The sequence below is a fragment of the Mesorhizobium waitakense genome (genome assembly GCF_056431085.1).
This window is the reverse complement of record NZ_JBWKME010000019.1, coordinates 191,097-212,755: the sequence shown is the minus strand read 5'-3', so window position 1 is coordinate 212,755 and position 21,659 is coordinate 191,097. Positions and strand designations below refer to the sequence as shown.

Annotated in this window: 26 protein-coding genes and 2 tRNA genes; 13 read left to right on the top strand and 15 right to left on the bottom strand. The window is 63.0% G+C overall.

Annotated features, from left to right (window positions below; translation table 11 throughout):
* Positions 1-60: 60 nt before the first annotated feature.
* Together AC07FD_RS07305 and AC07FD_RS07300 are read right to left on the bottom strand one after the other, a co-directional pair.
* Positions 61-951, bottom strand: coding sequence for a DUF2182 domain-containing protein (locus tag AC07FD_RS07305; protein WP_478349292.1), 891 nt, complete (start codon positions 949-951; stop codon positions 61-63).
* Between the two features lie 9 nt (positions 952-960).
* A complete protein-coding gene (locus AC07FD_RS07300) occupies positions 961-1,596 on the bottom strand; it encodes a DUF1326 domain-containing protein (RefSeq protein WP_478349291.1) in 636 nt (211 codons plus the stop codon).
* Between the two features lie 328 nt (positions 1,597-1,924).
* On the opposite strand from AC07FD_RS07300, the gene AC07FD_RS07295 reads away from it, so the two are divergent.
* The 5 genes from AC07FD_RS07295 (at position 1,925) to AC07FD_RS07275 (ending at position 6,076) form a co-directional block, all read left to right on the top strand.
* Positions 1,925-3,094 (top strand): cystathionine beta-lyase, encoded by a 1,170-nt coding sequence (locus AC07FD_RS07295; protein ID WP_095086170.1) that lies wholly within the window; start codon positions 1,925-1,927, stop codon positions 3,092-3,094.
* Positions 3,095-3,262: 168 nt separating this feature from the next.
* Positions 3,263-4,348 (top strand): HPP family protein, encoded by a 1,086-nt coding sequence (locus tag AC07FD_RS07290; protein WP_478349290.1) that lies wholly within the window; start codon positions 3,263-3,265, stop codon positions 4,346-4,348.
* Positions 4,349-4,449: 101 nt separating this feature from the next.
* Positions 4,450-5,124, top strand: a complete 675-nt coding sequence (locus AC07FD_RS07285) for an RNA polymerase sigma factor (RefSeq protein WP_478349289.1) — start codon at positions 4,450-4,452, stop codon at positions 5,122-5,124.
* Between the two features lie 107 nt (positions 5,125-5,231).
* Complete coding sequence (locus AC07FD_RS07280) at positions 5,232-5,756, top strand: DUF4142 domain-containing protein (protein ID WP_478349288.1); 525 nt, start codon at positions 5,232-5,234, stop codon at positions 5,754-5,756.
* An 11-nt stretch (positions 5,757-5,767) separates the two neighbouring features.
* On the top strand, positions 5,768-6,076 hold the full coding sequence (locus AC07FD_RS07275) for a cupredoxin domain-containing protein (protein ID WP_478349287.1): 309 nt from the start codon (positions 5,768-5,770) through the stop codon (positions 6,074-6,076).
* Here the strand turns inward: AC07FD_RS07275 and AC07FD_RS07270 are convergent.
* The gene (locus AC07FD_RS07270) at positions 6,022-6,918 is read right to left on the bottom strand and encodes a crotonase/enoyl-CoA hydratase family protein (protein WP_478349286.1); all 897 of its coding nucleotides are present in this window, start codon (positions 6,916-6,918) and stop codon (positions 6,022-6,024) included. The genes AC07FD_RS07275 and AC07FD_RS07270 overlap by 55 nt on opposite strands.
* Positions 6,919-7,005: 87 nt before the next feature.
* On the opposite strand from AC07FD_RS07270, the gene AC07FD_RS07265 reads away from it, so the two are divergent.
* Positions 7,006-7,593, top strand: coding sequence for a TetR/AcrR family transcriptional regulator (locus AC07FD_RS07265; RefSeq protein WP_478349285.1), 588 nt, complete (start codon positions 7,006-7,008; stop codon positions 7,591-7,593).
* Here AC07FD_RS07265 and AC07FD_RS07260 read toward each other — a convergent pair.
* The 6 genes from AC07FD_RS07260 to AC07FD_RS07235 all read right to left on the bottom strand — a co-directional run bounded on the left by AC07FD_RS07260 (position 7,590) and on the right by AC07FD_RS07235 (position 12,099).
* Positions 7,590-8,816, bottom strand: a complete 1,227-nt coding sequence (locus AC07FD_RS07260) for an anion transporter (protein ID WP_478349284.1) — start codon at positions 8,814-8,816, stop codon at positions 7,590-7,592. The genes AC07FD_RS07265 and AC07FD_RS07260 overlap by 4 nt on opposite strands.
* A gap of 157 nt (positions 8,817-8,973) precedes the next feature.
* Entirely contained in the window at positions 8,974-9,987 is a 1,014-nt protein-coding gene (locus tag AC07FD_RS07255) for a glycosyltransferase (RefSeq protein WP_478349283.1), read from the bottom strand.
* Positions 9,988-10,186: 199 nt separating this feature from the next.
* Positions 10,187-10,969 (bottom strand): GGDEF domain-containing protein, encoded by a 783-nt coding sequence (locus tag AC07FD_RS07250; protein WP_478349282.1) that lies wholly within the window; start codon positions 10,967-10,969, stop codon positions 10,187-10,189.
* 211 nt (positions 10,970-11,180) lie between these two features.
* Positions 11,181-11,399, bottom strand: a complete 219-nt coding sequence (locus tag AC07FD_RS07245) for a hypothetical protein (protein ID WP_478349281.1) — start codon at positions 11,397-11,399, stop codon at positions 11,181-11,183.
* Between the two features lie 271 nt (positions 11,400-11,670).
* A tRNA-Arg gene (locus AC07FD_RS07240) sits at positions 11,671-11,747 on the bottom strand.
* A 46-nt stretch (positions 11,748-11,793) separates the two neighbouring features.
* The gene (locus AC07FD_RS07235; protein ID WP_478349280.1) at positions 11,794-12,099 is read right to left on the bottom strand and encodes an ETC complex I subunit; all 306 of its coding nucleotides are present in this window, start codon (positions 12,097-12,099) and stop codon (positions 11,794-11,796) included.
* Positions 12,100-12,222: 123 nt separating this feature from the next.
* On the opposite strand from AC07FD_RS07235, the gene AC07FD_RS07230 reads away from it, so the two are divergent.
* Positions 12,223-12,299, top strand: a tRNA-Pro gene (locus AC07FD_RS07230).
* A gap of 173 nt (positions 12,300-12,472) precedes the next feature.
* Here the strand turns inward: AC07FD_RS07230 and hdaA are convergent.
* The 3 genes from hdaA to AC07FD_RS07215 form a co-directional block, all read right to left on the bottom strand.
* Entirely contained in the window at positions 12,473-13,177 is a 705-nt protein-coding gene (gene hdaA / locus AC07FD_RS07225; RefSeq protein ID WP_478349279.1) for a DnaA regulatory inactivator HdaA, read from the bottom strand.
* Between the two features lie 149 nt (positions 13,178-13,326).
* Positions 13,327-14,532 (bottom strand): AI-2E family transporter, encoded by a 1,206-nt coding sequence (locus AC07FD_RS07220; RefSeq protein WP_478349278.1) that lies wholly within the window; start codon positions 14,530-14,532, stop codon positions 13,327-13,329.
* Complete coding sequence (locus AC07FD_RS07215) at positions 14,504-15,061, bottom strand: CDP-alcohol phosphatidyltransferase family protein (protein WP_478349324.1); 558 nt, start codon at positions 15,059-15,061, stop codon at positions 14,504-14,506. The genes AC07FD_RS07220 and AC07FD_RS07215 overlap by 29 nt, the downstream gene beginning before the upstream one ends.
* Positions 15,062-15,276: 215 nt before the next feature.
* Between AC07FD_RS07215 and purM the strand changes: the two genes are divergently transcribed.
* Genes purM through AC07FD_RS07195 form a run of 4 tightly spaced genes read left to right on the top strand, consistent with a single transcriptional unit; the run spans position 15,277 to position 17,959 of the window.
* Complete coding sequence (gene purM, locus AC07FD_RS07210; protein ID WP_478349277.1) at positions 15,277-16,386, top strand: phosphoribosylformylglycinamidine cyclo-ligase; 1,110 nt, start codon at positions 15,277-15,279, stop codon at positions 16,384-16,386.
* Positions 16,383-17,096 (top strand): phosphoribosylglycinamide formyltransferase, encoded by a 714-nt coding sequence (purN, locus tag AC07FD_RS07205; RefSeq protein ID WP_478349276.1) that lies wholly within the window; start codon positions 16,383-16,385, stop codon positions 17,094-17,096. The genes purM and purN overlap by 4 nt, the downstream gene beginning before the upstream one ends.
* 12 nt (positions 17,097-17,108) lie before the next feature.
* Positions 17,109-17,450 carry a hypothetical protein gene (locus AC07FD_RS07200; protein ID WP_478349275.1) on the top strand — a complete coding sequence of 114 codons (342 nt, stop codon included), beginning with the start codon at positions 17,109-17,111 and terminating at the stop codon, positions 17,448-17,450.
* Positions 17,450-17,959: a SixA phosphatase family protein gene (locus AC07FD_RS07195; protein ID WP_478349274.1), complete on the top strand. Its 510-nt coding sequence runs from the start codon at positions 17,450-17,452 to the stop codon at positions 17,957-17,959. Before AC07FD_RS07200 ends, AC07FD_RS07195 begins: the two co-directional genes overlap by 1 nt.
* Before the next feature lie 49 nt (positions 17,960-18,008).
* On the opposite strand, the gene AC07FD_RS07190 is transcribed toward AC07FD_RS07195, so the two are convergent.
* The 3 genes from AC07FD_RS07190 to AC07FD_RS07180 form a co-directional block, all read right to left on the bottom strand.
* Entirely contained in the window at positions 18,009-18,248 is a 240-nt protein-coding gene (locus tag AC07FD_RS07190) for a DUF680 domain-containing protein (RefSeq protein WP_478349273.1), read from the bottom strand.
* A 327-nt stretch (positions 18,249-18,575) separates the two neighbouring features.
* Positions 18,576-18,803, bottom strand: coding sequence for a DUF680 domain-containing protein (locus tag AC07FD_RS07185; protein WP_478349272.1), 228 nt, complete (start codon positions 18,801-18,803; stop codon positions 18,576-18,578).
* Between the two features lie 62 nt (positions 18,804-18,865).
* On the bottom strand, positions 18,866-19,099 hold the full coding sequence (locus tag AC07FD_RS07180; protein WP_478349271.1) for a DUF680 domain-containing protein: 234 nt from the start codon (positions 19,097-19,099) through the stop codon (positions 18,866-18,868).
* A 531-nt stretch (positions 19,100-19,630) separates the two neighbouring features.
* Between AC07FD_RS07180 and AC07FD_RS07175 the strand changes: the two genes are divergently transcribed.
* Positions 19,631-20,299 carry a response regulator gene (locus tag AC07FD_RS07175; RefSeq protein WP_478349270.1) on the top strand — a complete coding sequence of 223 codons (669 nt, stop codon included), beginning with the start codon at positions 19,631-19,633 and terminating at the stop codon, positions 20,297-20,299.
* Complete coding sequence (locus AC07FD_RS07170) at positions 20,289-21,647, top strand: sensor histidine kinase (protein ID WP_478349269.1); 1,359 nt, start codon at positions 20,289-20,291, stop codon at positions 21,645-21,647. The genes AC07FD_RS07175 and AC07FD_RS07170 overlap by 11 nt, the downstream gene beginning before the upstream one ends.
* The last annotated feature ends 12 nt before the right edge of the window (positions 21,648-21,659 follow it).

Here is a 21,659-nt window from a genome sequence, read left to right as displayed (position 1 = left end):
TCACATGGCGGGTGACAGGGTTGCATGGCCGTGCCGCCCGGAAACGGGAGGAGCACATGCTCAGAGTGCTTGGACGAGCAGCCAGGCGCCTATTGCCGCCATCAGCGTGCCAGAGATGCGCGGGATCAGTTGCCCGGTCGGGACGGTCTTTTCCAGGAGAATGAGGATGGCGATGCCGGCGATCCACAGCACGTTCATGACGCCGCCGACGAACAGGAGCGCCATCAGCGCCCAGCAACAGCCGAGGCAATAGGCGCCATGAACGATCCCGAATCGAAGCGCACCAAGCGGATCGGAGCGGAACCCGCCATGACTGGCCAGAAATGCGATCGGTGCCTGGCATTGCTGCAGGCAGACGCCCTTCATCGGCGTCCATTGATAGAGGCCGGCCGCGATTAGGACGAGGCCGCCGAGAACCGTACTGTTGGTTGCCATCAACGGGCTCAGCAAGGCCTGACTGGCCAGCAACCATTGCGCGGCGGTCGCGACCACGCTGAAGGCAACCCAGACGAGCAGATATCCGGTGAAAAACCATGCAGTCGACGCGATGGGCCGCCCGCCCGCCCGCGCCTTGCGACCGACCCCGGCATAAAGCAGCACCATCGGCGCGACCGACGGCGTCATCATGCCAACCATCATCACGGACCACATGGCGAAGATGAAAGCGAAGTCGGCTGGCGCCCAGGCGCGGAAACCGGGCGCCATCGTGGCGCCCATGTCCATGCCACCCTTATCCATGCCCGGCATATCCATATCGCCCGCATCGGTGCCTGACATGTCCATGCCGGCCATATCGCCAACTGCGGCGCTCGGGGCGGCAGCATTCTGCATGGTCATGTCGGCCGCGAGCCACATCACATAGACCCATGCGAGCACGGCTATGATGACGAGCGCCGCCGTCACGACTGTGCGGTCGCGCCGCAGCACCGCCTCGAGAGCCGTGTCGATCATTGGATCAGGTCAATTCACGATGCCGCTTTGCGAGAGGTGCAAATTGGCGAAATGGCTGTGAGAGTCCGCCAGTTCGAACTTGATCGGGCCAGTCGCCTTGGTCCAGCCACGCCCGACCTCGGCAAGCGAATATTCGAAGCCATGCGTGAGGTCGATGCGCGCCCGATGCTCCGCACCGGTGACGGGATTCTTGATCGGCTCGCCGCGGCCCGAGGTTACGCCCGGTACGTTCAGGCGAGCCGCTCGGGCATCGACGTCGACTTCGAAGTCTATTGCCGCGAAGATCGGATCGTGGACCGTCTCCAGTGTCGTCGAAAAGACCTGGAATATGGTCGCGCCGGGTTCGGTGTCCTCACCGCTGAGAATGCGAAGCAGCGCTCCGCGCTGCGCCTCGGTCGCCCGCTCGTCAATGACCACTGCCGCCTCGCCCTTGCCGTGGTGGATTGCTCCAGGCCAGCGGAAGACACCGGCAAAGCGCAAGCCATCCAGCTTGGTGTCGCCATGATAGCCGCTCTCGATTTCCACGCCGACCACCGCCCGGCAGGATCCATCCGTCGGCAAGGCGTTGAACTGGCAGGGGCAGCCATAGGCGCAGTTGCAGTTGACGAACTCGCGCGCCTTGATCATCCACTTGACGTCGGCCATAGCATTCCTCCCCTTGGCTGCATTCACTGCTCTGCAAGCGAGATGCCCGGATCGCAGGGATCAGGAGGTCAACCGGGAAGGATCATCCGGCAGCATCTGATCGAGGCAGTCCGGGGAAAACATTAGGAATCAATCATATATCTTTCCCGGCCGTCCTCAATAGCCGAACGGCCAAGAGCGCAATGCGTTCGGACCGGGCAAGACTGTGCGCCCCTTCACAAGACACGACTTGGTACATCCGAAGTCGGTTGCCTGGCGGGTGCAGGCCGCTTGCACGGCCAAAGCGGTCGCACTATGGCTAGCGCCTTGTCGAACAAGGCGAAGAAGAATGGCGAAAGACGGCGACCGACTGGGTATCAACACGCGGCTCACCCATTCGGGCAACAACCCGCATGACTATTTCGGTTTCGTCAATCCACCGGTGGTGCACGCCTCGACCGTTCTTTATCCCGACGCGGCGTCGATGGCTGCACGCAGCCAGAAATACACTTATGGCACGCGTGGCACGCCAACGACCGATGCCCTTGCCCATGCCATAGATGCACTGGAGGGGTCGGCCGGCACGATCGTGGTGCCATCGGGCCTTGCGGCGGTGACCGTACCGCTGCTCGCCTTCGTCTCGGCGGGCGACCATCTGCTGATCGTCGATTCCGTCTATCACCCGACGCGCAACTTCGCCGACACCATGCTGAAGCGACTGGGCGTCGAGGTCGAGTACTACGCCCCCGATGTCGGCGCCGGCATCGCGGCGTTGATCAAGCCCAACACCAAGGTGGTGTTCACGGAATCGCCAGCGTCCAACACGTTCGAGCTGCAAGACATCCCGGCCATCGTCAAGGCGGCTCACGCCGCAGGCGCCATCGTCATGATGGACAATACCTGGGCGACGCCGCTGTATTTCCGCCCGCTCGACCACGGCGTCGACATCTCGATCCACGCGGCGACGAAATATCCGGCGGGCCATTCCGACGTGCTGCTTGGCACGGTCTCGGCCAACGAAGGCTGCTGGAAGCATCTTTACGAAAGCTTCTGCACGCTTGGCTGTTGCGCCGGGCCCGACGATGTCTACCAAGTGCTGCGCGGCCTGCGCACCATGGGCGTGCGCCTCGAGCACCATCAGCGCAGCGCACTCGCCATCGCCTCCTGGCTCGAGGGCCAGAAGGGCGTGGCGCGCGTGCTCCACCCTGCCCTTCCCAGCCATCCGGACCACGGCCTCTGGAAGCGCGACTTCTCCGGCTCGAGCGGCATCTTTTCCATCGTGCTTGCCGGCGGCGGCCAGAAGCAGCAGCACGCCTTTCTCGACGCGCTGCAGATCTTCGGCCTCGGCTATTCCTGGGGCGGCTATGAGAGCCTTGCGGTGCCGGTCTGGCTCGCCGACCGCGTTGTCGCAAAGGGCCCGTATGAAGGCCCGTTGATCCGCCTCCAAATCGGCCTCGAGGATGTCGACGACCTGAAGGCCGACATTCTGCGTGGCCTGACCGCCGCGGCTTCTGCCTGAGCGATCGGGGCACCCGCCCAACTGATTCGGCAAAGCACGGAATTCTATTTCTAAAAGCCGCGCCTTTGCGGATCAATTTGGCTTTCAAATCCGACAATGCCGCGTCATTGCGGTGCGATCATCTGGTTTCGACTTCCCTCTGGCATACCGGCAGAGTTTCCGACTCCCATGGCCTTTCGCCTTTTTGTTCCGATTCTTGCCGGCGCGACGCTGCGCGAGCGCATCATCGCCTGCATCGGCGCGACGATCGGCATTGCACTGACCGGCGCGATCGGCGGTCTGGTGCTCGGCAACGGCCCGCACGTGCCGCTGCTGGTGGCGCCGATGGGAGCCTCGGCCGTGCTCCTGTTCGCGGTGCCGGCCAGCCCATTGGCGCAGCCGTGGTCAATCATCGGCGGTAACACGATATCGGCGCTGGTCGGCGTGATCGTGGCGCATTTCATCCACGAAACCGCCCTTGCCACCGGCATCGCGGTGGCGCTTGCCATCGCCGCCATGTCGTTCACGCGCTGCCTGCATCCGCCGGGCGGAGCGGCCGCCCTGACGGCAGTGTTGGGAGGGCCAGCCGTCATCAGCGCCGGCTTCCTGTTTCCATTCGTGCCGGTGGCATTGAACTCGCTTCTGCTGGTGGCACTGGGCTACGGCTTCCACAAGCTGGCCCGTCGCAATTACCCGCACGTGCCGATTCCCCCGACGAACACCCATGGCACCGTCGATCGGCCGGCGCAGTTGCGCGTCGGCTTCCAGCCCGAAGACATCGATGCCGCACTTGGCGCGCTCGAAGAGACGTTCGATATCGATCGCAACGATCTCGACCGGCTGCTGCGGCAAGTCGAATTGCAGGCTCTGGTGCGCGCGCACAAGGGCCTGCTGTGCGAGGACATCATGTCGCGCGATGTGATCTCGGTCGATGAACACACGCCTGCCGGCGCGGCGCGCCAATTGCTGCTTGACCACAACATCCGTACCCTGCCGGTTGTCAACGCAGAGGCAAGGCTGGCAGGCACCGTGGGATTGCGGGAACTGGCACTGGCCTCCGGCACGGTCGGATCCGTGATATCACCCGCAGCGACAGCCGCCGCCGGTTTCGCCGCCATGGGTCTGCTGCCCATACTCACCGACGGCCGCAGTCATGCGGTCATCGTCGTCGACGACGACAAGCGCGTTCTCGGGCTGATCACACAGACCGATCTGCTGGCGGCCACGGCGCGTCTGCAGGCTGCTGACAAGTCCGCGCCGGAAGCGGTACGGTAGCCGCCGCCGGACCCGGCAAAAATGGCCGGGAACCTTTTGCCGGCAATGCCATCCAATCTTTCAATCGGGTTTCGGTCCGGGATTGGGTTGAGGAACTGGCCATGCCTGCTGTCTTGACGGCCATGCCTTCTGTCGCTTCAGGCGACATGCAGCTCGTGCGCCGCGCCTTGGCGCGCGAGGGCGACGCTTTCCGCACCATCATCAAGATGCACAACCAGCGGCTCTATCGCATCGCCCGCGGCGTGGTGCGCAACGACAGTGAGGCCGAGGACATCGTGCAGGAGGCCTATGTCAGGGCCTTCGCCCATCTCGATGCGTTTCGCGGCGACTCCACGCTTGCCACATGGTTGTCGCGCATCGTCATCAACGAGGCGCTCGGCCGACTGCGCAAAAGACGTAGGACGGTGGCAATGCCGGAAAATCCGCAAGCCGAGATCATCCGGTTCCCCCTCAACCCCAGCGACGATCCGGAACGGACGATGGCGCAACGGCAGATCCTCCAGCTGGTCGAACGGGCCACCGACAGCCTTCCGGATGTCTACCGGACTGTGTTCGTGGCGCGGGTGATCGAGGGGCTGAGCATTGAAGAGACCGCCGATCTCCTCGGCGTCCGGCCACAAACCGTCAAGACAAGGCTGCACCGCGCGCGCACCCTGGTGCGCAAGGCACTGGACGACCAGATCGGGCCGGTGCTGCTCGATGCGTTCCCCTTCGCCGGCCGACGTTGCGAAAGGCTGACCAGCGCCGTGATGCGGCGGCTCGGCCTGGAAAGCTGACCTTTCACCGATTCGTTGGGAACGTTTGCCGCTGCCCGGCATCCAATGACCGTCAACCGAGAGAAACACTGTCCGGCGCGATTTCCGCTCCGGGCGAAGGAGATGCAATGCTTATCCGACACACCGCTGCCCTGGCCGCCATGCTGCTGCTTGGCACTGCCCCGTTCGCACAAGCGGCCGACAAGCCGACCGACCCACAGATTGCCCACATCGCCTACACGGCCGGGGTCATCGACGTTGAAGCTGCCAAGCTGGCGATCGAGAAATCGAAGAACAAGGACGTCGTGGCTTTCGCCAACGACATGGTGCGCGACCACGAAGCCGTGAACGTGCAGGCGCTCGACCTGGTCAAGAAGCTCAAGGTGACGCCGGAAGACAACGCCACCAGCCAGGCGCTGAGCAAGGCGGCTGCCGAAGAGAAGGCCAAACTGGCCAAGCTCGAGGGTGCTGCCTTCGACAAGGCCTATGTCGACAACGAGGTCGCCTACCACAAGCAGGTCAACGGCGCTCTCGAAACGCTGCTCATCCCGTCGGCCAGCAATGCCGAACTGAAGAGCCTGCTGGAGACCGGCCTGAAGATCTTCCAGGGCCATGAGCAGCATGCCGAACATGTCGCCGGCATGCTGAAATAGGGGCAGGCAGCATGTCGAAACGCTATCTGTGGATCTCGCTGACGCTGGCCATCGGCATCGTTCCGGCACAGGCTGAAACCATCAAGGTCGCCATCGACAAGCTGGTGTTCTCCCCAGCCACCGTCGAGGCCAAGGTCGGCGACACGATCGAGTGGGTGAACAAGGACGTGTTCGCCCACACGGCGACCGTCAAGGGCGGCTGGGAGGTGACGATCCCGCCGAAAAAATCCGCGAGCCTGACCCTTCAGAAGGCAGAGACGGTCGATTATTTCTGCCGTTTCCACCCCAATATGAAAGGCCGTTTGGTGGTGGCGCCCTGATCCAGTGCCAACGAGGCCCGCCTAGCCTCGTCAGGCCGCGCTATGTGCGTCCATGAGCCGTCATAGCGCGGCGCGCGGCGGGTCAGCCAGGCATCCAGCCCTTCGCGCAGGTCGGCTGTCGGAGCCATGCGGGCAAACTGCTCGGCTTCGACCAGCAGGCCTTCCGCGATGCTCATGTTGAGGCCGCGCGCCACCGCTGTGAGGATGCCCGCGATCGCAAGATCGGAGTGCCGCAGGATACGCTTGGCGAGGCCAATTGCGGCCGGCATCAAATCGCCATGCGGCACCACCTGGTTGACGAGGCCAAGTTCAAGGGCGCGCTGCGGCGGAAACCAATCGCCGGTCAAAAGCAGTTCGAGCGCCCGCTTGCGCCCGGCGAGCCTGGGCAGGCGCTGAGTTCCGCCAAAGGTCGGCGGCATCGCAAGGCTGATTTCCGGCTTGGCGAACAGGGCGCGTTCGCTGGCGATGGCCAGCGGCACGGCCTCGGTGATTTCGCAGCCGCCGCCAAAGGCAATGCCGTTGACGGCGGCGATGACGGGTTTGCGGAATGCTTCCAGTCTTGCCGTCAGCCGCTGCCCGCGCATCACAAAGTCACGCATCGCGACATCGACGCCAAGCGCCACACTGGCCGAGAATTCATGGATGTCGCCACCCGCCGAAAACGCCCGCTCCCCTGCTCCGGTAAGAATGACCGCCCGAACGCCGGCATCGACTTCAATGTCGTCGAGGACTGCGAGCAGGCGATCGATCAAGGCATAGTTCAACGCGTTGAGTTTCTCCGGCCGGTTGAGGGTGAGGATGGCAATCCCATCCCGGGTTTCGTTACGGACAAGATCGGTCATTTGGCTTCCTTCCCCAGTATGCTCACGGGCTGGAAGGTTACGCCCTTTGCCGCTTGTGTATATTCACTAGTCGGTATACATAGGTTGATGCCTGAAGCGCAAAGCCCCACCCGCAAACGTATTGTCGATGCCGCGACAAGACTGTTTTACGCGGAAGGCATCGGCCGCGTCAGCGTCGATGCCGTTGCCGAGGAAGCCGGGCTCACCAAGCGGACGCTTTATTACCACTTCAAGAGCAAGGACGACCTGATCGCCGCCTATCTCGATGGCCGCGACCAACCCAATCTGAAGCGGATGGCCGGCTGGTTCGATGCCGCCGAAGGCGGAGTGGATCGCAAGGTCGAGGCGATCTTCACCAATCTGGCAAAGGCTGCTCACCATCCGAAGTGGAAAGGATGTGGCTTCCTGCGCACGGCGGCGGAACTCGCCTCGATGCCTGGACATCCGGCGATCAAGGTCGGGTCGCGACACAAGTCAAATTTTGAAACATGGCTGGCTGGCGAGTTGTCCGACCGCGGCGTCGAGGAGCCGCAAGCCCTGGCACGCGAGATCGTGCTGCTGATAGATGGCTCCTTTTCGATCATGCTGATCCACCGCAACCCCGATTACGTCGAGGCAGCCGGCCGCGCCGCGTCGACGCTTGTCCGGGCTCGAATTGCAAGCAACCAGGTCTAGAATCCAAACGCCAGCCATGCCGTGCCGACGACCAGCGTTATCAATGTCAGCGGCAAGCCGACCTTGAAGAAAGCGCCGAACGACAGCTGTGTACCTGCGGTCCTTGCCTGCTCGGCGACAACCAGGTTGGCGACCGAGCCGAGCAGCGTGAAATTGCCGGCCAGCGTCGAGCTCATGGCGACCACCAGCCAGGCGCGTTCGGGGTTTTCGAGGCCGGGTATGAAGGGCCGCAGCGCCAGCACGGCGGGGACATTGCTCATGATGTTGGAGAGCACCGCGGTGAAGCCGGACAGGCGCCAGACATCGTCCAGCCCAAGGTTCTTTGCCGAGGCGATCATGTCTGGCGTCAGCAGCGTCTTTTCCGCGCCGGCCACGACCACGAACAGACCGGCGAACATGAACAGCAGCGGGCCGTCGATCTCGCGGTAGATGCGTTCCGGTTTAATGGCACGGGTGAGCAAGAGAATGGCACCGCCGATGAGTGCCGCCTTGGCGACGGGGACGCCGGCGAAGAAGGCGATGGCCAATCCGATACAGACCACCACCGCTTTCAGCACCTGTCCCTTGTGCATACGGCCACGCGAGACTTCTGGGGTCAATTGGGCCGTGCGGGCGAATTCGGCCCGGTAGACGATGCGGACGATGACAATGACCGCGACTAGGCCAAACAGGGCGACCGGAGCAAGGGCTGCCGAAAAGGCAGGATAGGAAATGCCCGACAGTGCGCCGATCACCATGTTTTGCGGATTGCCGGTGATGGTGGCGACGCTGCCGCAATTCGACGCGGTGGCGGTGGCGATCAGGTAGGGGATGGGGTTTCGCTTGATGACGCGGGTGACGTGGACGACGATCGGCGCCATAACCAGGCAGATGGCATCGTTGACCAGGAAGGCCGACAGCACGCCGGTCAGCAGCGTCACCATGACTAGGAGCATGAAGGGCGCGTGCGCATGCTCGATGGCGACGGCGCCAAGGCCACGAAAGGCGCCGGAGACCTTCAGATGTGCCACCACGATCATCATGCCGAGCAGAAGCGTGATGGTGTCGAAATTGATCGCTCGGTAAGCATCTTCCATGCTGAGCGCGCCGACAGCAATCATCGCGGCCCCGCCGAGCAGCGCGATCCCCGCGCGGTCGAGGCGCAGGCCCGGGATGCGGCCAATGGCGACACCGGCGTAAGTCAGGACCAGGATCAGCAGTGCCGCCGCGCCCATCAATGTCATCGGTAAGAAGTCCTGCTCAGTCTATGGCGCGCCGCGTCCGTCCGCGGCCGATGGTTCGCTTGCATGCCAGCTTTAGCGCGATGTCGAGATCGATGACAAACAGCGGGGCATGTCGTTGTGCCGAGAGTGTCGGCAAAGCCCGGGGGATGGCGTGCCGCTAACGCAGATAGAAATCCAGCCGCTGTCGAAGCGCCTGCGAGGAAAACAGCTGCTCAACGGTCCGCCGCGCCTCGCGACCCACTGTCGCCCGCAGCTCCGGATCGGCTTTGAGGTCGGTCAGGATCTGCCGCGCCTGTTGCGTCGTCTCGAACAGAAAGCCGTTTTCGCCATGCCTGATATGGTCGACGTAGCCGCCATGCGAATGGCAGACCACAGGCAAACCACAGGCCATCGCTTCGAACACCACCCGGCCGAACGTCTCCACGTGCGAGCCGGTGCGATAATAGAACGCGTCGAGCGTCGGCAGGAACTCTTCGGCCGCAAACCGGCCTTGCGGAAGGAGTTCGAGTTGCGGATGCGGTTTGAGCCTTTCCTTGAGCAGCATGCCGCCCTGAATCCGCAGCGCGACGCCGCCCGCCAGCAATCCTTCGTAGAGCAGCACATCGTCCGCATGATGTTTGTCCGGGGTGTCGCGGCTCAATCGTCCCAGCGTGAAGGGACGACCCGGCTTGGCCGGCCGTGGTGAAAAACGTTCGATATCGATTGGCGACGGATGCACGACGCCGTCGACCCGCAGCATGCGTTTTTGAAAATCGGAAATCAGCACCAGTTCGGCGTCGGGCCAGTTGAGCATACGGGGCATACGCGTCGTCAGTGCGATGACTTTCGGGTGAAAGGTATTGAAGACATAGATCAGCCGGCGCGGCCGCGGAATCAGGTAGGGCCACATTTTGTTGCGCCAATGCGCGCCGAGGAAGACGTAGGTACCGCCGTCCGGCACATTCCGCTTTGGCAGCGAGATCCGGCGAATGGAAAATTGCCGCATCAACTCGCCGGACACCCTGGAGGACGTTGCCCACAGACGCACCTCGGAGTCAGCGCTCAACAACCGGTACAGCTCCAGGGTTTCGAGGTCGCTGCCGCCAACTGGGTTCTGAAAAGCATTGAACAGATGAATCATAGTTGCCGCGCTGATGTTGCCTGAACCGTCCCGCCATTCGTTCGCAGGCATTGAGAAAGGCCGTGACTGGACCCCCGGCCCGGACGCTTGGGAAACTCAGGAAAGCAGTAACGTTTTTTAGCGTGATGTCAGCAAAGCGAAAGCATCGTCGACGCGACAGCTTGCTCAAATCAGCGCGCTGTGCCGGAGGTTTTCGTGCCCAACCGTGACAGGACGCGATGGTTAAAGCTTGCGACGACCACGCTTGCTGTCAATGCACGATGGCGCTGCTGGGCACCAGAGAGGCCCCTGACGGATCGAAGCTGACTTGATCGCGCCCATTCGATTTGGCCGCGTAAAGCCGCCTGTCAGCCGCCACGAAAATCTCTTCGAAAGTGGTCGGCCCGGTAAAGCTTGTGCCGCCGATGCTGACGGACAATGGGCATGGCCGCCCGCCCGGAGAGAAGTCCATCTCACGGATGCGCCGGCGAATGCTTTCGGCAACCACCCATGAATGCGAGGGATCGACGCCAGGCAGAAAAACGCCGAACTCTTCGCCGCCTATGCGGCCAACGATGTCGCCGCCGCGCAGCTGCCCTTTGATCGCCTGCGCGATCAGCTTGAGCGCCTGGTCTCCGCAGTCATGTCCGTGCCGGTCGTTGATCGACTTGAAATGGTCGGCATCGATGATCAGCAGAGCCCCCGAATGGGCCCGCTCCTGCTTGCGGGTCTGCTCGAGGTAGGCTTCGACCAGCATCGAGAAGGCGCCGCGATTCAGCACCGCCGTCAGGCTGTCGGTGGCAGCAACGATGCTGAGATCGCGCTGGGCGATGGCCAGCTGGCGGATCTTCCACATTAGAAAAAACAGAAATGAGCCGCCCAGCACCAAAGGCAACATCAGATCGGTCAGTTGCGCCCGCCACACCGCTTCGGGTGAAAGATAAGGGAAATTGAAGGAATCGACGAAGAACGCCACAGCAATGAAGAATGCCGTACCGGCTGCCGTGACAGCGATCACCCTGCCCCAGCTCGTCGGCGACAGATCGAGCTTCATCGCGTTGCACTCCGTTAGCCGCCGCTACTATGACGCACCAACGCAAACAAATTGATAAGACTTTCCTTCCAATTCGATATCGGCGGACATCGCAGCATCGGCAGACATGGTAGCCCGGAGAAACGGCCGCCGACGGCAGCAGTGCTCGCTCCCGCGGTGAGAACCGTCCCTTTTTTTCCGGACTTCGGGTTAATGCAGGAAATCCTGAATGTCAGCGGTTGGGCGCACCCAGCGCCTCGACAACGAACGATGCCGCGATCAAGTCGTCGGCATCCAGGCGTAGGGAGCCGTCGCCTGCCCCCATGATGGCGGCGACCTTGTGAAACGTTTTCATCTCATGGTCGGAAATCTCGGCATCCTGCATTCTGGCCTTGAGTTCAGCGATACGCCGCCCCAACGCAGGGGACGTTCCAATTTCACGTTTCGACATAACCTGGCTTCTCCTCCCCCAACCCGCGCTTGTTTTACCCCACCCATTCGCCGGCCCGTACATTGCCTTTTTATGAGGCGCCGCGAATACAAGGCCCCGAACGCGTGATGGGAGCTAAGGTTCCAACCTCGCCGGATCACGAAATAATTCCGGATCGCTGCACCGAACCCAAGCTCAACTCCCTGTTGCATGGGGTGGTAGCGCTGGCAGTCGCGGGGCGACAGATCCAGCGGTGCTGATTAGGCCAACCGACACAAACCTTTGAGATTATTGGCGATCCCGACAGGATTCGAACCTGTGACCATCGGCTTAGAAGGCCGGTGCTCTATCCAGCTGAGCTACGGGACCGCTGGCCGGCCGCCGGGCCGGCTGAATACTTGACGCTGGCCGCCGGTCAATGCGTCCAGGGCGTCCTGCGGTCATAGCGGAAATTTTCCGCATAGGAAATCTGGCGGCGCTTGGTCTCTTTCGGCTCCTCGACGCGGTAGGCGAACCCTTCCTTTTCGGCGTAGGCCACGGCTTCTTCCCTGGTATCGAAGGTGAGCCTGATCTGGCTCCTCATGTCTCCAGACGTGGTGTAGCCCATCAAGGGGTCGATCTTCTTGCGCATCTCCGGGTCGAATTCCAACACCCAATGGCCGGTCTTGGCCTTGCCGGACTGCATGGCGGTTTTGGCTGGGCTGAAAATGCGCGCGGACATGGCCACCTCGTTATTGTGCAAGGCAGCATCGCCGCCCTGCGTCGTCATTACTGCGCAATGCGCACGGCGGCAAGGTTTTTGCACTTGCCATGCAACACCGAAATGAATAGGCAACAGACCGTTCGGAGTGTAGCGCAGCCTGGTAGCGCATCTGGTTTGGGACCAGAGGGTCGGGAGTTCGAATCTCTCCACTCCGACCATCCTCTCATCGACATGCAATGTCGGCGCCACTGGCGTGACGGATGGCACGTTGCGCCGATTCCACATCTCGAAGCCAATATGAGCACGACGGAAGAATTATGGTGGCTGGCCTGCCGGACCCCGGAGACGGGTCAAGCATTGGTGTCGGCCAGAATTCCCTTGCTGGGAAATCCTAGATCTCGAACTCGCCCTGCCCCTCGTCCATGGCGCTGACGGTTTCGGCCGCCAGCGTGCGTGTAATCGGCGTCTTGCGCTCGAGCGCGGTGCGGTCCAGCCGTTCCACCACACGCATCGCGGTCGCCAGCGAGCGCTCGATGCGGCGGACCAGATACTGCACGACATGCGGCTCGACATCAACCTGGCGGTCGGCGAACAGCTTGGTGATGACGCCGGCGAGCAGGACGTCGTCGGGCTCATGGATCTCGACCGTCGCCGCCGCCTTCAGCCGCGAGGCCAGATCAGGCAGCGCAACACCCCAAGCCGATGGAAAGCGGCGCGCCGTCAACAACAGCGTCGAGCCCGCACCACGCACCGCATTGATCAGATGGAACAGGCCTTGCTCGTCCACCGCCCCGGTATCGACATCGTCGATCAGTGCCGGCCGGGCGCCGAGATTGGCGATGCTGTCACCGATACGCCCGGCGTCGACCGCCACCGCGTTGGCGCGCGCGCGCCAGATCGAGGCCAGATGCGTCTTGCCGGAGCCGGCGGGACCGGCCAGCACCACCACCGGCGAGGGCCAGTCCGGCCAGCGGTCGACCAAAGCCACTGCTTGCGCATTGGTGCCGGAGACGACGAGGTCGTCGCGCGAATAGCCGGTGCCATGGCCAAGATCGAGCGGCAACTGGCGCGGCGGGTCGGTTTTCTGGTCGCTCATACGGGCTCAGCCATGCGGGCCGGCTAATGCATGTCGCGCAAAAGTGACCTCGGTTTTGCGACAACGACATGCATCAAGCAACGACCTGAAGCGCAGCGCATGAATCCGTTTCGACGCGACGCGCTTCAGGAATCTGGCCACCGGCCGAATCATGGCTTGATGGCCTTGCGCCGATCGGCCGGGAGCTCTGGCGCAGTGCTGCCGTGGCCCTTGTAGAGCGGCGATTCCAGATAGCGGGCTATGGCAAACCGCACCAGCACGGCAACTGCCGCCGAAGCTGGCACGGCAATCAGCAGGCCGACGAAGCCGAACAGCGCGCCGAAGGCAAACAGCGAGAACATCAGCCAGACCGGATGCAGGCCGACGCTCTTGCCGACCAGCCGTGGCTGCAGGATGTTACCCTCGATGAACTGGCCGATGAAAAACACCACCGCGACGGCGACGATCATCGTCCAGTCCGGCCAGAACTGGACGAAGGCGACGCCGACGGCCAGCACCAGTCCGGTGAGCGAGCCGACATAGGGGATGAAGGAGATCAGCCCGGCGAACAGGCCGATCAGGATGCCGAAATTCAGCCCGGTCAGCGTCAGCCCGGTGGCGTACATGGCGCCCAGCACCAGGCACAGCGTGCCCTGACCGCGCACGAAGCCGGCCGTTGCGGTGTTGATGTCCTTGGCGATCGCGCGCACCGTCGTGACGTTGTCGCGCGGCACCCAGCTGTCGATGACCGCAACCATGCGGTCCCAGTCGAGCAGCATGTAGAAGGCAACCACCGGCGTCACCACGAACAGGCTGACCACCGAGATCAGCGCCACGCCGGAACTCCAGATCGAGGTGAAGACCGTGGTGAGCAGGCCGAAGCCGGAGGTCAGCAGCGAATTCAGCCCGTCGCGCAAGCCATTGGCATTGACGCCGAATTTCTGTTCCAGCCACTTCGGATCGAACGACGTGATAAGGCTTTGCAGCCGGGTCAGATATTCCGGCAATTTGCCGGCGAAATCGGCCATCTGCGTCGCCAGCACCGGGATGAGGATGACGAAGGCCAGCACCAGCACGATGAGGAAGGTGATGAGGATGACCACCGTCGCCATGAAGCGGGACAGGCCAAGCCGCTGCAACCGGTCGGCGACCGGATCGAGGAAATAGGCAAGCACCATGCCAGCAACGAAGGGCAACAAGATGGCACTGAAGACATAGAGGAAAAGTGCGAGCACGGCTGCGCCGGCCAGCCAGAAAAATATCTGCCGGCGGAAGGTGGATGACGCGGCGAGATCGGCAGCCGCAGCCTCGATCACCGCCGCTTCTCTCTCAACCGCCGCTTCTCTCTCAGATGTCCGGATTGGAGCCTTCGCCATAGCCGCTCATATGCCTCAGCCAAGCCACGAGATAGGCCGCGGCCGAAGCCACGGTCAAGACCCCGGACAGCAATATGAGGGCTGGCCGCAGAGGGTCGAGGTGAACGGCAAGGGCAAGTTCGCCCAGCACAACCGCCGCCAGCACGATCTGGATGGCGGTGTTGGCTTTCGACACGAAAAGCGGCTTCATCTCGACTGGATGGGCCATGACCGACGACAACACAACGGCGCAGACGATCAGCGCGTCGCGTGACACCATGGTCACGACCAGCCACAGCGGCAATTGCCCGATGAAGCCCAGGACGATGAAGACCGAAACCAGCAGCAGCTTGTCGGCAATCGGATCGAGATAGGCGCCGAGCCTGGACTGCTGGTTGAAACGACGGGCGATGAAGCCGTCGACGCCGTCGGAAATGCCGGCAATGAGGAAGCCGGCAAAGGCCCAGTCCCAGCGCGCCTGCAGCATCGCCAGCACCACCGCTGGCACCAGAACCAGGCGCAGGATGGTGATCAGGTTGGGGATGGTCAAATGCGTGCCTGTCGGGTTTGCTGGCTGATACATGATGGAGACGCAGGGTGGGTGCAAGGGAGAAGCTGTTAATCTCTCCACGAGCGGAAGACTGGCGGTTTCAGTGCCTGCTCCCCACGCTTTTATCAGGGGGCAAAACTCCGGCATCCGGTCCGTTATCCTTGCGGACCGAAACCGTTCATGCGAAGAGCCCGCAAACGAGCAGGAAAATTGCGATGAGCAAGCGCGACACAAGCCAGCCCAAAACGGGCCAGCACAAAACGGGCAAGCGCAAGAACGGGCTCACCTATGCCGAGGCTGGCGTCGATATCGATGCCGGCAATCTCATGGTCGAGAAGATCAAGCCGCTGGTGCGCGCGACGCGCCGACCGGGCGCCGACGGCGAGATCGGCGGCTTTGGTGGCCTGTTCGACCTCAAGGCGGCCGGCTTCACCGATCCGGTGCTGGTCGCCGCCAATGACGGCGTCGGCACCAAGCTCAAGATCGCCATCGATGCCGGCAAGCACGACACGATCGGCATCGATCTCGTCGCCATGTGCGTCAATGACCTCGTCGTGCAAGGTGCGGAGCCGCTGTTCTTCCTCGACTATTTCGCCACCGGCAAGCTCGATCCCGACCAGGGTGCCGCGATCGTCGGCGGCATTGCCGCGGGCTGCCGGCAAGCCGGCTGCGCGCTGATCGGCGGCGAGACAGCGGAAATGCCCGGCATGTATCACGGCAACGACTACGACCTCGCCGGCTTTGCGGTGGGCGCGGCCGAACGCGGCCAGCTCTTGCCGACCGACGACATTGTCGAGGGCGATGTACTGCTTGGGCTTGCCTCTTCGGGCCTGCATTCGAACGGATTTTCGCTGGTGCGCCGCATCGTCGCCGTCAGCGGGCTCGCCTGGAGCGATCCGGCGCCGTTCAACGACGAGGCGACGTTGGCCGAGGCGCTGCTCGAGCCGACCCGCATCTACGTCAAGTCGATCCTCAAGGCCATACGCGGCACACATGGTATCAAGGCGCTGGCCCACATCACCGGCGGCGGCTTCCCCGAAAACATTCCGCGCGTGCTGCCCAAGGATTTTTCGGCCGAGCTCGACCTCGAGGCGATCGACGTCCCCGCGGTGTTCTCGTGGCTGGCCAAGACCGGCGGTGTGGCGCCGGAAGAGATGATGCGCACCTTCAATTGCGGCATCGGCATGATTTTGGCGGTCGCTTCCGGCCAGGCGGCGCAGGTTGCCGCCGTCTTGCAGGAAGCCGGCGAGACGGTGACGCCGATCGGCCGCATCGTGCCGCGCCGCAATGCCGGCGTCATCTACCGGGGCTCGATCGGCCTATGAGCGCGCAGAGGAAACGCACCGTCGTTCTGATCTCGGGGCGCGGCTCCAACATGACCGCACTGATCGCGGCGGCCAGCGACCCGGCTTTCCCGGCCGAGATCGTCGGCGTCATTTCCGACAAGGCCGACGCCGCCGGCCTCGGTGTCGCCAAGGCACGCGGCATCGCCACACAGGTCATTCCCCGCGCCGACCATGGCAGCAAGCAGTCGCATGATGCGGCGATCGATGCAGCGCTTGCAGCATTCCAGGCCGAGATCGTGGCGCTCGCCGGCTACATGCGCATCCTCACCCCCGGCTTCGTTCAAAAATGGCAGGGCCGGATGATCAACATCCACCCTGCCCTGCTGCCGGCGTTCAAAGGGCTCGACACCCATACGCGCGCGCTGGCCGCCGGCATGCGCATCCATGGCTGTACGGTGCATTTCGTCACGTCCGAGATGGATGACGGCCCGATCATCGCGCAGGCGGCCGTGCCGGTGATGGTCGGCGACAATGCAGATGCGCTGGCTGCCCGTGTGCTGAAGGCCGAGCACCGGCTCTATCCGCTGGCGCTGGGGCTGGTCGCCGAAGGCAAGGCGCGCATGGAGGCCGGCCGCACCGTGCTTGCCCACTTTGCCGACGATGCCGACAACGGTACCTCGGTGGTGATGGCGCCCGACCCGCTGCGCGAGGAACCCGACCTCGAGCACTTGGCCCGCATCACCCCTTGAGAGCCAAGGTCAATGGACCTTTTCGACAGCGCGATCCGGACGAAAGGCGACCTCGCCGGCGTTTTCGAGTATGATGAGGCGGGCGATCCTCAAAATGCCACTGCGTATTTCTATCTCTATCAAGCCGATGGCAGCGAGCCTGGTTCGGTCGTCGACACAATTCATATACGATCGGGTGCCTGGGCCATCAGCGGTCCTGATATTGCCATCCGATGGGACGAGGGTGAGCGGCGTGTCGGGCTGTTTATCTTCGGTACCCTTTCCGCAGCTTTCGATACCGAAGCCGGCACAAAGCACGGCGGTGGATATGGCAAAGACTTTCATGCCGATATTCCTTGGTCGGAATCAAATTGATGAGACAGCTTCTCTTGCTCCGCCACGCCAAATCGAGCTGGGACGATCCTGGTCTGAGTGACTTCGACCGGCCGCTGGCGGGACGCGGATTGAAGGCGGCCCGATTGATGGGGCGCGAGCTTGCGGCGCGCGACTGGCTGCCGGACCTGGCACTGGTGTCGATGGCGCTGCGAACCCGCGACACGTGGCGGCTGGTTGCGGCGGAGTTGCCTACGCTCCCGCGGGTCACGTTCGCCGATGCACTCTATGATGCTTCGGCGGCGGATATTTTGAGCCAAATACGTCAGGCCGACGCTTCGAGCGGCAGCTTGCTGGTGGTTGCCCACAATCCGGGCCTGGAAGATCTGGCGATACAGCTTGCCACGCCAGCGTCGGAAGCCAAGGCGCGCAAGAGGCTCGAGGAAAAGTTCCCGACAGCATCCCTTGCGCGCTTCGTCTTCGAGGGAGATTGGTCCGGCCTGTCCTCGGCCCGGCTGACGCATAGTCTGCGGCCGAGGGATTTAGGCTAGGTGCAAGACAGGTGTGACAGGCAACCTGCCGTCCACCCTGCTCGAGACATCAGTTGCCCCAGATGCCCTGGCCGGATTCCGGCCAGTCCGTGGTGGTCTTCATCTTGGTATCGGCAGCCTTGTACCCAGCCATATCCGCGTTGTTGACCGCGCCGGTGACGGCATGGTCGACGCTGGCAACCGGGGCCACCGTCTGGTTGGCATTGTCGGATCCATAGTGGTCGCTGGCGGCGAAAGCGCTGCCGGTGGCAACGAGGATGGCGGTGGCCGCGAGGGCAATCCTGTTCATTTTCAAGTCTCCTGGTTCTTGGGTTGGGCGGCGTCTTGGGAGGACGGTTCCGCTAAGGACAAGACCCCAGGCAGTGCGGGTTTATTCCTTGAGGCTGAACTTTTTTGCCGACTGCGAAGGTCGGTTGGCCCAGCGCGGGCCTAAAGCGCGTCGCGTTGAAACGGATTCAGGCGACGCGCTTAAGTCTTTGTTTTTATGCATGCCGTTGCCCCAAAACCGGGCCACTTTTGGGCGACAGGCACTAGCTGACGGCTATCCCTTGTGCGCAAAAAACAAGAGCGGCGGGCCAGGCCCACCGCTCTTTGTAGTCAAGGTCTGCGTCGTTGATCAGCGGCCCCAGATGCCCTGGCCAGACTGAGGCGGCACGTTCGCATTGGCGTCAGCCTGGGCCTTTTCGGACTTCAGGATCGAGCCGGTGTGCATGGTGTCCATGTTGGAAATCGAGTGGCTGGCAACCGGCTGGTTGACGTTGCTTGAGCCATAGTTGTCGCTGCTGGCGAAGGCGGTGCCGGTGGCAACGAGGATGGCGGCGGCGGTGAGCGCTATCTTGGTCATTTCAAATACTCCTGAATGAAGGTTGATGGTTCTGGTTTGGGAGGGTCCGGACAGACGCTGGCTTACCGGCCCCAGATGCCCTGGCCGGATTCCGGCTGGTTCGAATCGGGCGTCAGCCAGAAGCCGTGGTGCTCGACCGGCCTACGGATCGAAGCCGTGAAGCTGTGGTCTATTCTACCAGCGGGCGCGGACGCGGCCGGCTGGTTGACATTGTCGGCGCCATAGTGGTCGCTGCTGGCAAAAGCGGTGCCCGTGGCAACGAGCATGGCGGCGGCGGTAAGAGCGATCTTGGTCATTTTCTTAACTTCCAGTAGTTCTCAGTTCAGTCCGTCTAGTGGCGTGCCCTTGGGAGGAATTTCGCGTCGCTCGGACCACACCGAAATGGGTTTCTCGTTCGCCGACTTCCAATCACGAAGATGTTCCTCCGCGCTCCGAATCCAGACCTTGAAACGGGGCTAGCAGCCGAAGTGGCCAAAATTTTCTTTATCAATATCAGACAGTTACTAGATGCGCTCGGCCAACTGTATGGTCGTCCGCCGAGCCGGCGTTCACCATCTCATCACGGTCCGTCAACATAAATTGAACCGACTGGTTCGATCGATAGTGGACGCTTGCGCGCAAGCTGAACCGTTCGGTTCGATTTTGGCACCGAATGAGCCGATCCCGCCCGAAAAAACCCGTTGTCATCAGCCGCAAGACCGCATTTACCTTGCGTTGGAATCGATACTGTCGCTCATTCAGTCGGCATTGTCGGATGCCGCGGCTGATCAAGCCCGAGGCCATCCGGTGAAAGACTGAAGGCGGCGGATAGTGAGACAGCGATAGAAATGCGGCTGCTGCTTGTCGAAGACAATCTCGAACTGGCCGACTGGCTGGGCAAGACCCTGCGCCAGGCGAACTACGTCGTCGACGTCGTCCATGACGGCGAGGATGTCGAGCACGCGCTGGCCGCCGGGGGCCACGCGCTTGTCATCCTCGACCTTGCGTTGCCGCGCATGGGCGGCCTGGAAGTGTTGCGCATGCTGCGAGCGCGCGGCAACCGGGTGCCGGTGATCGTGCTGACCGCCAATGCCAGCCTCGACGGCCGGGTCAAGGGCCTCAATGAAGGCGCCGACGACTATCTGGCCAAGCCGTTCCAGATCGAGGAACTGGAGGCGCGCATCCGCGTGCAGCTGCGCCGCGCCAATGACCGCACCGCGCCTGTGGTTGCCTGCGGCGATCTCGTCTTCGACACCAACACGCGGCTGTTTTCGCTGGCCGGCGAAACGCTGGCGCTGACACCGCGCGAGCATGCGGTGCTTGAACAATTGATGGTCAAGGCCGGCCGCACGGTGAGCAAGGCGGCGCTGTCGGCGGCGATCTACGATTTCGAGACCGATGCCGACCCCAGTGCCATCGAGATCTATGTGCACCGTGTGCGCAAGAAGCTCGAAGGGACACGCGTCCGTATCGTCACCTTGCGCGGCCTCGGCTATCTGCTGCGCCATGAGGATTAACAGTCTCCGCCTGCAGCTTCTGGCCTGGGTGGTGCTGCCGCTCGTCGGGCTCGCCACCATCAATCTGTGGACCAGCCACCGCAACGCGCTGGCAACCGCGGATCTGGTTACCGATCGCATGCTGATGGGCTCGGCGCGCGCTATCGCGGAGCGTGTCGCCATGACCGACGGCGTGCTCGACGCCACGATACCGCCGGCGGCGCTCGAGCTGTTCGACACCGGCGACCGCGACAGTGTCTACTACCATGTCAAGACTGCTGCGGGGCGGCTTCTGACGGGCTATCCTGATTTGCCGGAGGCACCGAAGTCCGCCAACACAGAGGCGACCTATCGCGACCACCGGCTGCGGTTGCTTACGTTCAGCCACACGGTGGTCGGCGCCGGCGACGATTCGCCGATCACCGTTACCGTTGGCGTGACGCTTGCCGGACACGATACCATGGTGCGGCGCCTCTGGTTCGGCGCCTTTGCCCAGCAGCTGGCGCTGGTGGCGATTGCTGGCTTGTTCGTTCTGTTGGGTCTGCATCGAGGCCTTGCGCCGTTGATCCGGTTGCGCGACGTCGTGCGCTCGCCAAGCCGCAGCGACCTCGACCCGGTCGAAGTGTCAGGCGCGCAAAGCGAGATCCGGCCGCTGATCGATGCACTGAACGCCTATATGGAGCGGGTGCGGGCGCAGATGGCGGCGCAGCGCCGCTTCATCGCCAATGCGGCGCACCAGCTGCGCACGCCGTTGGCGTTGCTGTCGACGCAAGCGAGCTACGCGCTTCGCGAAAGTGCCGCCGAGGCGCGCCAGGAAGCCCTGGTGGCGCTGCAGGCAAGTGCCGGCAGACTGGCGCGGCTGGCCGAGCAGCTCCTGACGCTATCGCGCGCCGAGCCAGGCAGCCGGCGGCGGCGCGCCGACCGCGTCGACCTGACCGAAGCCGCCCGCCATGTACTGGAAACGCAGGCGCCGACAGCAATCGGTCGCAACATCGATCTCGGCCTCGAGGAGGCGGGACCCGTGCCGGTCATTGGCGACGGCACCATGCTGGGCGAAATGATCGTCAACCTTGTCGACAATGCGCTTCGCTACTCGGCAGCCGGCGGCAGCGTCACGGTGAAGCTGGCGGCCGTCGACGGCGAAGCCGTGCTGACCGTCGCCGACGACGGGCCCGGCATCCCGGCGGACGAGCGCGACCACGTGTTCGAGCGCTTCTACCGCATTGCCGGATCGACCGGGGAAGGCAGCGGGCTTGGCCTCGCCATCGTGCGCGAGGTCGTCGAAAACGCCGGGGGCCGCGTCACCCTGGGAGATGGCGCGACCGGCGGCCTTGTGGTTGAAGTGCGGTTGCCGCTGGCGAGCAGCTAGCGTCAGTCAAGG